Annotated in this window: 12 protein-coding genes and 1 tRNA gene; 2 read left to right on the top strand and 11 right to left on the bottom strand. The window is 65.0% G+C overall.

Annotation, left to right across the window (positions count from 1 at the left end; translation table 11 throughout):
• Positions 1–4: 4 nt before the first annotated feature.
• From N7422_RS17160 to N7422_RS17140, 5 genes are all read right to left on the bottom strand, one after another.
• The gene (locus tag N7422_RS17160) at positions 5–1,705 is read right to left on the bottom strand and encodes a SulP family inorganic anion transporter (RefSeq protein ID WP_279807651.1); all 1,701 of its coding nucleotides are present in this window, start codon (positions 1,703–1,705) and stop codon (positions 5–7) included.
• A 209-nt stretch (positions 1,706–1,914) separates the two neighbouring features.
• Positions 1,915–1,988: transfer RNA gene (locus N7422_RS17155), tRNA-Gly, on the bottom strand.
• A gap of 116 nt (positions 1,989–2,104) precedes the next feature.
• Positions 2,105–2,989, bottom strand: a complete 885-nt coding sequence (locus tag N7422_RS17150) for an alpha/beta hydrolase (protein ID WP_279807650.1) — start codon at positions 2,987–2,989, stop codon at positions 2,105–2,107.
• Positions 2,990–3,457: 468 nt separating this feature from the next.
• Positions 3,458–4,150 (bottom strand): pseudouridine synthase, encoded by a 693-nt coding sequence (locus N7422_RS17145; protein ID WP_279807649.1) that lies wholly within the window; start codon positions 4,148–4,150, stop codon positions 3,458–3,460.
• Positions 4,151–4,181: 31 nt separating this feature from the next.
• Positions 4,182–4,403 (bottom strand): cysteine-rich CWC family protein, encoded by a 222-nt coding sequence (locus N7422_RS17140; protein WP_279807648.1) that lies wholly within the window; start codon positions 4,401–4,403, stop codon positions 4,182–4,184.
• 219 nt (positions 4,404–4,622) lie between these two features.
• Between N7422_RS17140 and N7422_RS17135 the strand changes: the two genes are divergently transcribed.
• Positions 4,623–5,060 (top strand): hypothetical protein, encoded by a 438-nt coding sequence (locus tag N7422_RS17135; protein ID WP_279807646.1) that lies wholly within the window; start codon positions 4,623–4,625, stop codon positions 5,058–5,060.
• A gap of 11 nt (positions 5,061–5,071) precedes the next feature.
• Here the strand turns inward: N7422_RS17135 and N7422_RS17130 are convergent, their stop codons facing one another.
• Positions 5,072–6,178, bottom strand: a complete 1,107-nt coding sequence (locus N7422_RS17130) for an enoyl-CoA hydratase/isomerase family protein (protein ID WP_279807645.1) — start codon at positions 6,176–6,178, stop codon at positions 5,072–5,074.
• Between the two features lie 127 nt (positions 6,179–6,305).
• Between N7422_RS17130 and ung the strand changes: the two genes are divergently transcribed.
• Positions 6,306–6,998, top strand: a complete 693-nt coding sequence (gene ung / locus N7422_RS17125; protein WP_279807644.1) for a uracil-DNA glycosylase — start codon at positions 6,306–6,308, stop codon at positions 6,996–6,998.
• Positions 6,999–7,033: 35 nt separating this feature from the next.
• Here the strand turns inward: ung and N7422_RS17120 are convergent, their stop codons facing one another.
• From N7422_RS17120 to N7422_RS17100, 5 genes are all read right to left on the bottom strand, one after another.
• On the bottom strand, positions 7,034–8,059 hold the full coding sequence (locus N7422_RS17120; RefSeq protein ID WP_279807643.1) for an AbrB family transcriptional regulator: 1,026 nt from the start codon (positions 8,057–8,059) through the stop codon (positions 7,034–7,036).
• Positions 8,052–9,566, bottom strand: coding sequence for a tripartite tricarboxylate transporter permease (locus N7422_RS17115; RefSeq protein ID WP_279807642.1), 1,515 nt, complete (start codon positions 9,564–9,566; stop codon positions 8,052–8,054). Before N7422_RS17115 ends, N7422_RS17120 begins: the two co-directional genes overlap by 8 nt.
• A gap of 3 nt (positions 9,567–9,569) precedes the next feature.
• Complete coding sequence (locus tag N7422_RS17110) at positions 9,570–10,028, bottom strand: tripartite tricarboxylate transporter TctB family protein (RefSeq protein ID WP_279807640.1); 459 nt, start codon at positions 10,026–10,028, stop codon at positions 9,570–9,572.
• A gap of 171 nt (positions 10,029–10,199) precedes the next feature.
• Positions 10,200–11,180, bottom strand: a complete 981-nt coding sequence (locus N7422_RS17105; RefSeq protein WP_279807639.1) for a tripartite tricarboxylate transporter substrate binding protein — start codon at positions 11,178–11,180, stop codon at positions 10,200–10,202.
• 31 nt (positions 11,181–11,211) lie between these two features.
• Positions 11,212–12,501, bottom strand: a complete 1,290-nt coding sequence (locus tag N7422_RS17100; RefSeq protein WP_279807638.1) for an OprD family porin — start codon at positions 12,499–12,501, stop codon at positions 11,212–11,214.
• Between the last annotated feature and the right edge of the window lie 137 nt (positions 12,502–12,638).

Here is a 12,638-nt window from a genome sequence, read left to right as displayed (position 1 = left end):
CCTTTTACTTGTTCATGACCTCTTGGCTGCTTCTGTTGCGCCACACCCTGTACGCCCGGATCCCTGCCCGCACCGAGCCGAACAGCAGCTTCTCTTCCATCTCGCGCGCCATCCCCGAGCGCACCAGCATGCGCAGGAAAGTGCCGCGGGCGCGGGCGATGGCGAAGTGGATGCCCTGGGCGGCGAGGGTATCGCGCACCTCGCGCAAGGCGGCGATGCCGCTGACGTCGATACTGGTCACCGCCTCGGCATCGAACAGCACCGCCTTTGGCTGGGCCTCGCCTTGCACGGCGTCGAGCAGGCGCATCTTGAAGTAGTCGGCGTTGAAGAACAGGATCGCATCGTCGAAGCGGTACACCACCAGGCCCGGCACGGTGCGGGCGTCCTTGTGCTGGCGCACGTCCACCTGGCCTTCGATGCCGGGCACCCAGCCGAGCACGGCGTCGGTGGGCTGGTAGATGCTGTAGAGCAGGCGCAGGATGGCCAGGGTCACGGCAAACACGATCCCCGGCAACACGCCCAGTCCGAGCACGCCGACCGTGGTCAGCAGGCACAGCCAGAACTCGAAGCGGCTGAGTGTGCGGATGGTCTTGAGCGATTTGACGTCGATCAGCCCCCAACCGGCCATCAGCAGCACCGCGCCCAGCGCGGCCTGGGGAATCCAGGCCATGGGCGCGGTGAAGAACAGCAGGATCAGGGCGATCACCAGCGCGGCGATGATGCCCACCAGCTGGCTCTTGCCGCCGACCATGTCGTTGACCGCGGTGCGCGAGTCGGCGCCGCTGATGGCGAAGCCTTGGGAGATGCCGGCGGCCAGGTTGCTCACGCCCAGGGCGACGAACTCATGGTTGGCGTTGATCGCATAGCCGTGGCGGGCGGCGAAGCTGCGGGCGGTGAGCATGGCGCTGCAGAAACTGATGGTGGCGATGCCCAGGGCGTCGCGCAGCAGGCTCTTGGTTTCCGCCAGGCTGCTTTGCGGCCAGGCCAGCTCCGGGATACCTGCCGGGACCGGGCCGAGGATCGCCACGCCGTAACGGTCCAGGCCGAACAGCCCGGCCAGGGCGGTGAACACCAGCACCACCACCAGCGCTGCCGGTAGCCGTGGATAGCGGCGCGGGAGCCAGATCAGCAAGCCCAGGCCGACCAGGCCGATGGCCAGCGTCAGCCAGTGGATCTCGCCCAGGCGCTGGAGGAAGTTGATCAGGCTGAGGATGAAACCATCGCCCTCGATCCTGAAACCCACGACCTTGGACAGCTGCCCGGCGATCAGGCTCAGGCCGATACCGTTGAGGTAGCCGATCAGGATCGGCCTGGAGAAGAAGCTGGCGATGAAGCCGGCCCGCGCCACCCCGGCGGCGATCAGCATTGCGCCTACCAGCACTGTGACGATCACCGACAGTTCGGCGATGCGTTGTGGGTCGCCCATGGCCAGTGGCGCCACGGCACCAGCGATCATGGCGCAGGTGGCGGCGTCGGGGCCGACCATCAGCTGGCGCGAGCTGCCGACCAGGGCATAGACGATCATCGGCAGCACGCAGGCGTACAGACCGTACTGCGGCGGCAGGCCGACGATCTGCGCATAGGCGATGGCGATGGGAATCTGGATCGCGGCCACCGACAGGCCGGCCTGCAGGTCAGCGTGGAACCACTCGCGGCGATAGTGCAACAGGTTGGCCAGGCCCGGTAGCCAGCGGGAGAGAAACATGCACAGTCCTTTGGAAATGTTTCAGAAAGCTTAGGTGCTTATGCGCCGGAACCGCTTGGCTTGCAAGCGCAAAAGGCGTCGGGCATTCAAGCCAATCGGGCAAGGGACGGCCATGGGCCAGATCAATGAAGGGACAGAAACGAAAAAAGGAGCCGAGGCTCCTTTTGACAGCGATGACGTCGCTGGGACGCCATGCGGGGAATGCGATGTGGAGCGGGTAGAGGGAATCGAACCCTCGTCGGAAGCTTGGGAAGCTACTGTTCTACCATTAAACTATACCCGCGTCGGCGCCCGACTTTTTACCAGAAGCCCTCACGAATGAGAAGCCCAGAGCCATAAAAAAGCCTGTCGGCGGCCCATAGCCTGCGGGTAATGAAGGGCTACAGGTCGCCGATGCGCTCAGATGGCCAGTGCATGCTGCCCCTGTTCGTGTGCGTAGCGTTGACGGGACTCGCGCACAGCCGGCTTGAGGAAACCGAGCATGGCGCTGCGGGTATCCTCGCAGGCGCTCTTGTGTTCCATGTCGAGGAAATGGCCGGCGTCGCGGATCACGCTGAAATGGCTGCGCCCCACATGCCGGCTGAACTGCCGGGCATCCTCGACGGTGGTGTACTCGTCGCGGTCACCATTGATGAACAGCACCGGAATATCGATGTTGCGCGCGGCCTTCAACGCTCTCTCCAGGTCATGGTCGAGCACTTGGTTGATGTGGAAGTGCATCTGCGCGTACTCGTGGCTGTCCAGGCTGCTGACGTGCCGATAATTGAAGCGCTTGAACAGCGACGGCAGGTATTTGCCGATGGTGTCGTTGACCAGGTTGCCCACCTGGTAGCGGTCGCAGGCGGCCAGGTACCGGCAACCGCGCTCCAGGTAGTCGCGCATCGGTTCGTTGATCACCGGCGAGAAAGAGCTGACGATCGCTTTCTTCACCAACTGCGGCTGGTGCGCCAGCGCCAGCAGGGTGCAGGCGCCGCCCCAGGAGAACGACATCACGTGGTCGGCACGGAAGTGCTCGATCAGCTCGAGCAGGATGTGCGCCTCGGTCTCCTTGGTCAGCAGCCGTTCCTGGCGGTTGTGGGGTTTCGACTTGCCGGCATATGGCTGGTCGTACAACACCACGTTGAACTGCGGGTGCAGGCTGCGCACCGTCTGTGCAAAGGACGCCGTGGTGGCCAGCGAGCCATTGATCAGGATGATCGTCTTCTCGGCGCCCTGCGCGCGATGGAACTCCGTGTAAACCCGGTACTGCCCTTGGATATCAAGTACAGCGATTTCTGGCCTCATGTCATCGACTCCTGGCGCAAAAAGGGTATTCGCGTCACCTGGTGGTTCGCCTGGACGATTCGCGTGTACGACGCCGAATCGACCGCAGAGGCCATCAGGGTGCACGTGCTTTATGACAGGTAGGCATTCGCCTGGAAGTGAAACCGGTGGGCCCTGGTGTCGATCCTTGACGCATTCGTCGACGGTATTGTTGTTGCGGGCGATTTGCCGTGCTCCCGCGCATCGAGGGGCGGGATGGCCGGCAAAGGGCGTCTGGGACGGCGATGTGACTTAGCGGTCACATGCAGACTGACGATTCGATTCAAGCAGTGCGGTTCGGATCGCGCAAGTGCCGTTCGGGGAAAAATGTGACTCGGGGCGCTCGGCGGTCGTGTGGGGGCTTCGGTTGTCCTGATCCGGCCCATTCGCGGTAACCCGTTCCCACAGGTGTTCTCAGGGAAGCTGTGTGGGCTTTACCCGCGAATGGGCTCAGACCGTGGCGATTTCCGCGGCCGAGAGCGCCCTGAACTCACCCGGTGCCAACCCTGGATCCAGTTGGATGGGGCCCATGCGCTCCCGATGCAGTCCCACCACCTTGTTCTGGAAATGGCCGAACATCCGCTTCACCTGGTGATAGCGTCCTTCGATGATCGCCAGGCGTGCCTCCCGGGGACCAAGGATATCCAGTCGGGCGGGCAGGGTGGTGAGGTCTTCGAAGGCGAAGTAGAAGCCTTCGCGAAACTTGTCGACATAATGTGCGCCGATCTCGTCCTCGGTCCGCACGTGGTAGATCTTCGGCAGCTTGGTTTGCGGCTGGGTCAGGCGTCGCGACCACTGACCGTCGTTGGTCAGGATCATCAGGCCGGTGGTGTTGTAATCCAGGCGCCCGGCGATATGCAGATCATCGCGCAGGTCTTCGGGCAGCAGGTCGAGTACCGTGCGGTGCTGTGGGTCGCTGGTGGCGCTGACGCAGCCGGTGGGTTTGTGCAGCATCAGGTAACGGGCGGGGCGGCCGGCCTGCACCACCTGACCGTCCACCTCGACCCGGCTGAATTCACGCACCTCGTGCAGCGGGTCCCCAGTCGCGACGCCATCCACGCGCACGCGCCTGCTGGCCAGTAGCAGACGTACTTGCTGGCGGTTGTAGCAGGGCAGGTTGCCGAGGAATCGGTCGAGGCGCATGGCGGCAGATCGTGGGGAAACGGCGCGCAGTCTAGCGGATCGCGGCGGTCGACGCTGCCTTGAGCTGCGCGTCCACTTGCGCGCAGCGCGGGCATAGACAGGCCTTGTCGCGCAGCTCGCTGGGCAGCGCTTCGAGCACGGCCGGGTCGATGCTCACGCTGAAGCACCAGCAGCCTTGTGTGGCGCTGCGTGGGTCGGCCAGGCCGCATTGGTTGAGGGCGCCACAGGCGGGGCAGCGTCGAGTGTCAGGCATGGTCGATTCCGGGCGTCAGGGAGCAGACGCAGTCATGGGCGGCAGAGTATATCGGAGCGAGACGCCCGCCCGCCGCTGGGCAAGACGACCTGTTTCAATATGTTGCAGAAATGGCACCGAACCCTGCCTTGGCGGTCTTATCCAGTGTCGACGAACGCATCGCTGTCGACGTCCGCCAGCGCCGCTGTGACGGACATCCTTGCGGTCCAGGAGGCCGCCATGTACCCACGAATCCTGTTGATCGTCCTGCTCGGGCTTCTGACGGCCGGCTGCGCGCCGTATTACGCAAGCGGCGGCTACTACCGCAGCGACTACTACACCGCCGATCGCTATGTGTACCCCGGTTACTACCGCTACGACCGCTACCACGTGGCGCCGCAGCCGCGTTACTACTACCAGCCTGCCCCGCGCTACTACCGCCCGGCACCAGGCCCGCACTACCGGCCTTACCCTGCCCCTGGCGTGCAACCGCACTGGCAGGGCAACCCGCGTTACGACTATGGCAATCGCCAGCGCTATGACTACGGGCGCGACCGGGATCGTAACGATTACCGCAATGATGGTCGGCGCACAGATCGTTGGCATTCCAACGGCCCAGGCACTCGTGAGCAGCGACCCGGTGGCGGTTGGCGTGGGGATCGCAACTGGCAGCGTTGAGTGTTCGGGCTTCATTCCAGGTCTGCCAGCGGGTGCCGTCCTTCCCATGCCTTCGAAAAGTGCGCCGCCACGACCGCGTCTGGCACTTGCGCCACATCCGGCCAGTGCCAGTGCGGCGCATTGTCCTTGTCCAGCAACCTGGCCCGTACGCCTTCACTGAATTCTGGGTGACGGCAGCAATTCAGGCTCATGGTGTATTCCATCTGGAACACCTGCGCCAGCGACAGATAGCGCGCGCGGCGGATCTGCTCCCACACCAGGTGCGCGGTCAATGGGCAGCCTTCATGCAGACGCTGGCCGGCTGCCGCCAGGAGCGGGTCGGCGTGCCGGGCCAGACCTGTCAGCGCGCGCCAGGCGGCCACCGGGTCGGCCACATCGAGCACTTCGTCGATCACCGTCCGGCGTGCCAACCACTGACCTTCGGGCATTTGGGCGCAGGCCCTGTGCTGCTCGGCCTTGAGCAGGCTGTTGAGCTGCAGGGCCGTTTGCTCCTGCCAGTTCATTTGCAGCAGTTCCTCGATCAGGGCCTCTTGCTGGTGTTCGCCCAGAAAGCGATCAGCCAGGCCGAGATCCAGTGCGTCGCGGGCATTGATCGGAGCCCCGGTCAACCCCAGGAACAGCCCGAGCTTGCCTGGCAGGCGGGCGAGGAACCAGCTGGCGCCGACATCGGGGTACAGGCCGATGCTGATCTCGGGCATGGCCAGGCGGCTGCTGGGCGTGACGATACGCACGCACGCGCCTTGCAACAGCCCCATGCCACCGCCCAGCACGTGCCCATGGCCCCAGCAAAGGAGGGGTTTGGGGTAGGTGTGCAGACGATGATCGAGGCGGTACTCGCTGGCGAAGAAGCTGGCGGCCAGCGTTGGCACGCTGCCCGGGTGCTCGCGGCAGGCCTGGACCAACGCCCTGACGTCGCCACCGGCACAGAAGGCCTTAGATCCATTGCCGCGCAGCAGCACGCAGACGATGCCAGGATCACTGGCCCAGCTGCGCAGGCGCTCGTCGAGCACTTCGATCATGGGCAGCGTCAGGGCATTGAGTGCCTTGGGCGCATCCAGCGTGGCGATACCGATGCGGGCGCCGTCGGCGCCGGTGAATACCTCGCATTGAATGGACATGGCTACCTCGTGCAGGTCATCCCACCAGTATGGACCGCGCTGGCGAAGCTGCCGGTCGTCGGTCGGATCGATTGACAAGCTGCCAAGGCTTTCCTAGTGTCGCGCCACTTTGCTATTGGATGCCCCCATGACCGACGACGATCGCATCAAACTCGAACCCAGCTGGAAAGCCGCGCTGCGCGCCGAGTTCGACCAGCCCTACATGCACCAGCTGCGTGAGTTCCTGCGTGCGGAATATGCCGCGGGCAAGGAGATCTATCCGCCTGGACCGCTGATCTTCAACGCCTTGAATTCGACACCGCTGGAGCAGGTCAAGGTGGTCATCCTCGGCCAGGATCCGTACCACGGCCCGGGGCAGGCCCATGGCCTGTGCTTCTCGGTGCAGCCAGGCATCCCCACGCCGCCGTCGCTGGTCAATATCTACAAGGAACTGCAGCGCGACCTGAACCTGCCCATCCCCAACCACGGTTACTTGCAGAGCTGGGCCGAGCAAGGGGTGCTGCTGCTCAACACCACCATGACCGTGGAGCGCGCCAATGCCGCGTCCCATGCCAAGCGCGGCTGGGAGTTCTTCACCGACCGGATCATCCAGGTCGTCAGCGAGCAGTGCCCGAACGTGGTGTTCCTGCTGTGGGGAGCGCATGCGCAAAGCAAGCAGAAGCTGATCGACGCCAGCAAGCACCTGGTGCTCAAATCGGTACACCCGTCACCACTGTCGGCTTACCGCGGGTTCTTTGGCTGCGGGCATTTCAGCCGTACCAACGGCTTCCTGGAGCAACGCGGGATGGCGCCGATCGATTGGGCGTTGCCGCCGTTGTAATCCGAGAACAGAGGGCCGCTTTGCGGCCCCGTGATTCAGGGCCTTGCCCAGCGCCGGAACAACGGCTCGGCCAGAAACAGCACGAACAACAACCGCATCACTTGCAATGCCGTCACCAGCGGCACGGACAGTTGCAGGGTCTCCGCCGTCAGGCTCATCTCGGCGATGCCCCCGGGCATCATCCCCAGCGTCAGCGAGCGCAGGTCCAGGTGCGTCAGCAGGCTCAACGCCCAGGCCGCGCCCGCGGCGATCAGCATGCACAGCGCCGTGGCCAGCAGGGTACGCCCGAGGAACGACGGCGCCCGGCGGAAGAAGGCGCGGTTGAAGTGACAGGCCAGGCCGCTGCCGATCAACCACTGGCCGATCTGGCTGGCACCGTTGGGCAGGCCGATCTGCAGATTTCCCGCCAGGCTCACGCTGGCGGCCACCAGCAAGGGGCCGAACAGCCACGGATTGGGCTGGCGCAGACGCTGCCAGAGCAGCGCGGCCAGAACGCCCAGTGGCGCGATCAATGCCAGCCAGGCCCCACTGACGCTGCCTTGGTGATTCAATGGCACGCCATCGCCCACCAGCAGCTTGAACAGCGCCGGCACGCACAGCACCACCGCCAGCACCCGCAGGCTCTGTGCCGCGGCCACCTGGCTGAGCACCGCGCCATTGCGCGCGCCGAGGTTGACCATCTCCCCCGAACCGCCCGGCATGCTGGCGAAGAACGCCGTGGCGCGGTCTTCACCGGTACGTCGCAACAGCCACACGCTGATCACGCTGGAGAGGGTGGTGAACAACGCGCCGAAGAAGATCAGCGCGAAGTGGCTGGCCACCTGCTCGATCACCGCCGGGGTGAAGTGCAGGCCGATGCCGATGCCGATGATCCACTGCCCGCACTTGCGGCCGTTGGGGATCTCGCTGAGCTGCCACGGCGTCAGGCAGCGCACCAGGATGATCGCCAGCAGCGAGCCGACCATCCACGGCAAGGGCCAGCCGACCTGGCTGGCGGCGAAACCGCCAGCGAGACCGACCAGCCCGGTGGCCCAGAACAGCGGCAACGACCGATCAGGCATCGGCCATGGCCCGGCGTTGCAGGGCGCGTTTGCGCCAGCTGCGCAGCAGCGGCAGGCTCAGCATGCAGAACACCAGGACCCACACACCCATGCTGATCGGGCTCGACCAGAGGATGCCCAGTTCACCGTTGGAGATCGACAGCGCGCGACGCAGGTTCTGCTCCATCAGCCCGCCGAGGATGAAGCCCAGCAAGATCGGCGACAGTGGGAAGTCCAGCTTGCGCAGGATGTAGCCCATGATGCCGATGCCGACCATCAGGAACAGATCGAAGGTGGTGGCATGCACCGCATACACGCCGATCGCGGTGATGATCGCGATCACCGGCACCAGCGCCCAGTTCGGCACGGCGAGGATGCGGGTGAACACACGGATCATCGGCACGTTGAGGATGATCAGCATGATGTTGGCGATGAACAGCGAGGCGATCAGGCCCCAGACGATGTCCGGCTGTTGTTCGAACAGCAACGGGCCGGGGGTGATGTTGTACAGGGTCAGCGCACCGATCATCACCGCTGTGGTACCCGAACCTGGCACGCCGAGGGTCAGCATCGGCACCAGGGCGCCGCAGCAGGAGGCTCCGATGGCGGTTTCCGGCGCGGCCAGGCCACGGGCGTCGCCCTTGCCGAACTTGCCTTTGTCACCGGCAATGCGTTTTTCGGTCATGTAGGCCACGGCACTGGCCAGGGTCGCGCCGGCGCCCGGCAGCACGCCCATGAAGAAGCCCAGCAGGCCGCAACGGATGTTCACGAAGAATACCGAGGCCGCTTCCTTGAGGTTGAACAGCATGCGCCCGGTGGCCTTGACCGCCACGTGGCCGTGATGGGTCTTTTCCAGCAGCAGGAGGATTTCGCTGATGGAGAACAGGCCCAGCACCAGCACCACGAACTGGATACCGTCGGCCAGGTGCACGCTGTCGCCGGTGAAGCGATACACACCGCTGTTGGCGTCGATGCCGACCGCCGACAGGAACAGGCCGATCAACGCGGCGATGAAGGTCTTCAAGGGTTTGTCACCGGCCATGCCGCCGAGGGCGACGATGGCGAACACCATCAGCACGAAGTATTCCGCCGGGCCGAAGGCGATCGCCCATTTCGCCAGCAGCGGGGCGAACAGCACCATGCCGCAGGTGGCGATGAAGGCGCCGATGAACGAACTCCAGGCCGACAGCGACAGGGCCACGCCGGCCAGGCCGCTGCGGGCCATGGGGTAGCCGTCCAGGGTGGTCATCACGGTGGAGGCTTCGCCGGGGATGTTCAGCAGGATCGAGCTGATGCGCCCGCCGTATTCGCAGCCCAGGTATACGGCCGCCAGCAGGATCAGCGCCGACTCCGGCGGCAGGCCGAGGGCGAAGGCGATGGGGATCAGCAGGGCCACGCCGTTGATCGGGCCCAGGCCCGGCAGCAGGCCGACCACGGTGCCTATCAGGGTGCCGGTGAGGGCGGTGACCAGGTTGTACGGGCTCAGGGCGACGCCGAAGCCCTGGCCCAGGTAGCTCAAGGTATCCATGTGTCAGTTCTCCAGTACGTCGAGCAGGCCAAGGGGCAGCGGTACGTCCATCACGCGGTCGAACAGCCAGTAGAGGAACAGGCTCATGCCCACCACCACGATGACGCTGTGCAGCCAGCGGCCGCCGTACAGGCGAGCCATGGGCACGCCGACCAGGATGGCGCTGAGGATGAAGCCCAGGGCTTCGAAGGTGCTGGCGAAAACCACCAGCAGGCCGACGCACGCCGTGATCTTGATCAGGGTTTCGCGGTCCAGCTCCGGCTCGTCGTCCTTGCGCACGATGGGCGTGGGGCGGATCGCCAGGTACAGCAGGCCCAGGCTCATGAGGCCGAGCATCAGCAGTGGGTAGGCGCGCGGGCCCACCGGTTCATAGGAGAAGGCGGCCTGGTAGGGCCAGGCCATCACGGCCAGCGCGGCGCACAGCGCCAGCAGGGCCAGGGCGAAGAGGCGTTGCAGGATCATGGAAGAATCCTCATGGTTCATCGGCATGACGCGGCCCCTGTAGGAGCGGCCTTGTGTCGCGAAAGGGCTGCAACGCAGCCCCGGCAATTCACGCTGCGAAGCTGAAATCCTGGGGCCGCTGCGCAGCCCTTTCGCGACACAAGGCCGCTCCTACAGGGAGTCGTCGGAGGCTTACTGGATCAGCCCGAATTCCCGGGCCAGCGCCTTGTAGTCCGCCACCTGTTTCTTCACGTAGCCGTCCAGCTCCTCGCCGGTCATGGCGAACGGGAACAGCTCGCGCTGGTCACGCAGCTTGGCGAAGTCCTCGGAAGCGAGCATCTTGTCGAACGAGCCCTTCCACCAGGCGTAGTCCTCGTCGCTGACCTTCGGCCCCAGGTAGAAACCGCGCACCACCGGCCAGACGATGTCGTAGCCCTGCTCCTTGGCGGTGGGAATGTCCTTCATCTCTGGCTCGTCCAGGCGGTTCTCGGAGAACACCGCGAGGATGCGCATGTTGCCGCTCTGGATGTGCGGCATGGAGTCGGAGATATCGGTGGAGCCGACCTGGATGTGCCCGCCGAGCAACGCAGTGGCGATCTCGCCGCCGCCTTCCAGGGCCACGTAGCGCAGGTCGCGGGGGTTGATGCCGGCGGCCTTGGCGATCAGCGCGGTCTGCATCCAGTCCTGGCTGCCGACGGTGCCGCCGGAGCCGATCACCACCTTGCTCGGATCTTTCTTCAGGGCCGCGACCAGGTCATCGAGGGTCTTGTAGGGCGAATCGTTCTTCACCGCGATGGCGCCATAGCTGGTGCCGACCGCCGCCACCCATTTCACCGCGTTCTCGTCGAAGCGGCCGAACTTGCCCTGGGCCAGGTTGAGCAGCGAACCGCTGGACCAGGCCACCAGCGTGCCGGCATCGCCTGGGCGCTGGGCGACCACGGCGTTGTAGGCCACCGCGCCGACGCCGCCGGGCATGTAGGTCACGCGCATCGGTTTGCTGAGGATCTTCTCCTGCACCAGGGCGCTCTGCACCAGCTTGCAGGTCAGGTCGAAACCGCCGCCGGGCGAGGCCGGGGCGATGCATTCGGGACGTTTCGGTTCGGCGGCCAGGGCATTGCCGGCCAGCAGCAGGCAACCGGTGGCCAGGGCGAGGCGGCGCAGTGAAGAGGTCATCGTCTATCTCCGTGAGCGTTGTTGTTATGGGTTACCACAGAGCCACGCTGTAGCTCACCAGCAGCCGCACCTCGTCCGCGTCGCGGGCGAAGTTGGAGCGGAAGGTGGCGTTGCGCAGGCGCACGGCGACGTTCTTCAACGGGCCGCTTTGTACCACGTACTTCAGTTCGGTGTTGCGTTCCCACTCCTTGCCCTCGCCACCGGCCGCGCGGCTGACGTTGTCGCCGCTGATGTAGCGGGTCATGAAGGTCAGGCCGGGAATGCCGAGGACGGCGAAGTTGTAGTCGTAGCGCGCTTGCCAGGAGCGCTCGTCGGCGCCGGCGAAGTCGTTGATCTGGACGAAGTTGACCAGGTAGGGGTCGGCCCCGTCGATGTAGGGGAAGGCGCTGTCGCCAGACAGCTGCTGCCAGGCGCCGCTGACCTTGTGGCCGCCCAGGGTGTAGCTGAGCATGCCGTTGAAGGTGGTGTTGTCGATCTTGCCGGCCTTGGCCGCGCCCGCATCGTCGCTGATCGCCAGGCGCAGGTCGGCGCCGAAGGTGCCCGGGCCCCAGGGCTGGGTGGCGACCATGCCGATGAAGTGCTGGCGGTAGATGTCGTCAAGCTGGGCGAAGTGGTAGCTGCCGGTGATGCGGTCGGTGAACTGGTAGTCCAGGCCGCCCATGTCGAAGTTGTCGGCGCTGAAGGAACCGCCGAATCGGCCGTTCTTGTTGTTCAGGGCCAGGTCTTCCCAGTTGGTGTCGTTGCGGTCCTTGGCCTTTTCCAGGCGTGCGCCGGTGAAGGTCAGGCCCTTGATCTCCTTCGAGGTGACCAGGCCGCCTTCGAAGGTCTGCGGCAGGATGCGCCCGTCGTTGGGCTGCAGGGTGGGCAGTTCGGGGATCAGCGTGCCGATCTTCAGTTCGGTCTGCGAGACCTTGACCTTGCCGGTCAGGCCGAGCTTGGAGTATTCGTCGGCGGCCTTGCCGTTGTCGTGGGTCGGCAGCAGGCCGGTGTCGGTGCGATCCTTGCTGGAGTCGAGCTTGACGCCGAGCATGCCCAGCGCGTCCAGGCCGAAGCCGACGGTGCCTTCGGTGTAGCCGGACTCGAAATTGAGCATGAAACCCTGGGCCCATTCGTCGCGCTTGGATTGCTGCGCGCTGGTGCCGTCGCGGAAATCGCGGTTGAAGTACATGTTGCGGGTTTCGAAGGTGGCCGTGCTGTCTTCGAAGAAGGCGGCCTGGCTCATGGGCGCGACACCGGCAAGGGCGACGGCACTGGCGAGGGCGGAAGGTCGGGCGGCGAAGGAACGGGTAGGCGTGAACGCCTGCGGCTGCGTGGACAGCATCGTCGGTGACTCCATTTATTGTTCTTATTCGATTTGCACCTTGCTGGTGCTTTTTGCGGCGCGCGGGGCGACCGTGGTGCGATGCTAGGCAACCAACCTTTCGCTAACCTTTCAGCGTGAAAGGTTTGCCGCGAGGG

It is taken from the genome of Pseudomonas sp. GD04091, from assembly GCF_029836165.1.
GTDB lineage: Bacteria > Pseudomonadota > Gammaproteobacteria > Pseudomonadales > Pseudomonadaceae > Aquipseudomonas.
Note: the sequence above shows the minus strand (reverse complement) of the source record. Positions and strands in the feature narration are given on the sequence as shown.

What these genes read in the sequence shown, in the direction of transcription:
- N7422_RS17110 (WP_279807640.1), bottom strand. Translation starts at nt 10,028, where the DNA reads ATGATCCTGCAACGCCTCTTCGCCCTGGCCCTGCTGGCGCTGTGCGCC.
- N7422_RS17105 (WP_279807639.1), bottom strand. Translation starts at nt 11,180, where the DNA reads ATGACCTCTTCACTGCGCCGCCTCGCCCTGGCCACCGGTTGCCTGCTG.
- N7422_RS17140 (WP_279807648.1), bottom strand. Translation starts at nt 4,403, where the DNA reads ATGCCTGACACTCGACGCTGCCCCGCCTGTGGCGCCCTCAACCAATGC.
- N7422_RS17130 (WP_279807645.1), bottom strand. Translation starts at nt 6,178, where the DNA reads ATGTCCATTCAATGCGAGGTATTCACCGGCGCCGACGGCGCCCGCATC.
- ung (WP_279807644.1), top strand. Translation starts at nt 6,306, where the DNA reads ATGACCGACGACGATCGCATCAAACTCGAACCCAGCTGGAAAGCCGCG.
- N7422_RS17135 (WP_279807646.1), top strand. Translation starts at nt 4,623, where the DNA reads ATGTACCCACGAATCCTGTTGATCGTCCTGCTCGGGCTTCTGACGGCC.
- N7422_RS17150 (WP_279807650.1), bottom strand. Translation starts at nt 2,989, where the DNA reads ATGAGGCCAGAAATCGCTGTACTTGATATCCAAGGGCAGTACCGGGTT.
- N7422_RS17160 (WP_279807651.1), bottom strand. Translation starts at nt 1,705, where the DNA reads ATGTTTCTCTCCCGCTGGCTACCGGGCCTGGCCAACCTGTTGCACTAT.
- N7422_RS17115 (WP_279807642.1), bottom strand. Translation starts at nt 9,566, where the DNA reads ATGGATACCTTGAGCTACCTGGGCCAGGGCTTCGGCGTCGCCCTGAGC.
- N7422_RS17145 (WP_279807649.1), bottom strand. Translation starts at nt 4,150, where the DNA reads ATGCGCCTCGACCGATTCCTCGGCAACCTGCCCTGCTACAACCGCCAG.
- N7422_RS17120 (WP_279807643.1), bottom strand. Translation starts at nt 8,059, where the DNA reads ATGCCTGATCGGTCGTTGCCGCTGTTCTGGGCCACCGGGCTGGTCGGT.
- N7422_RS17100 (WP_279807638.1), bottom strand. Translation starts at nt 12,501, where the DNA reads ATGCTGTCCACGCAGCCGCAGGCGTTCACGCCTACCCGTTCCTTCGCC.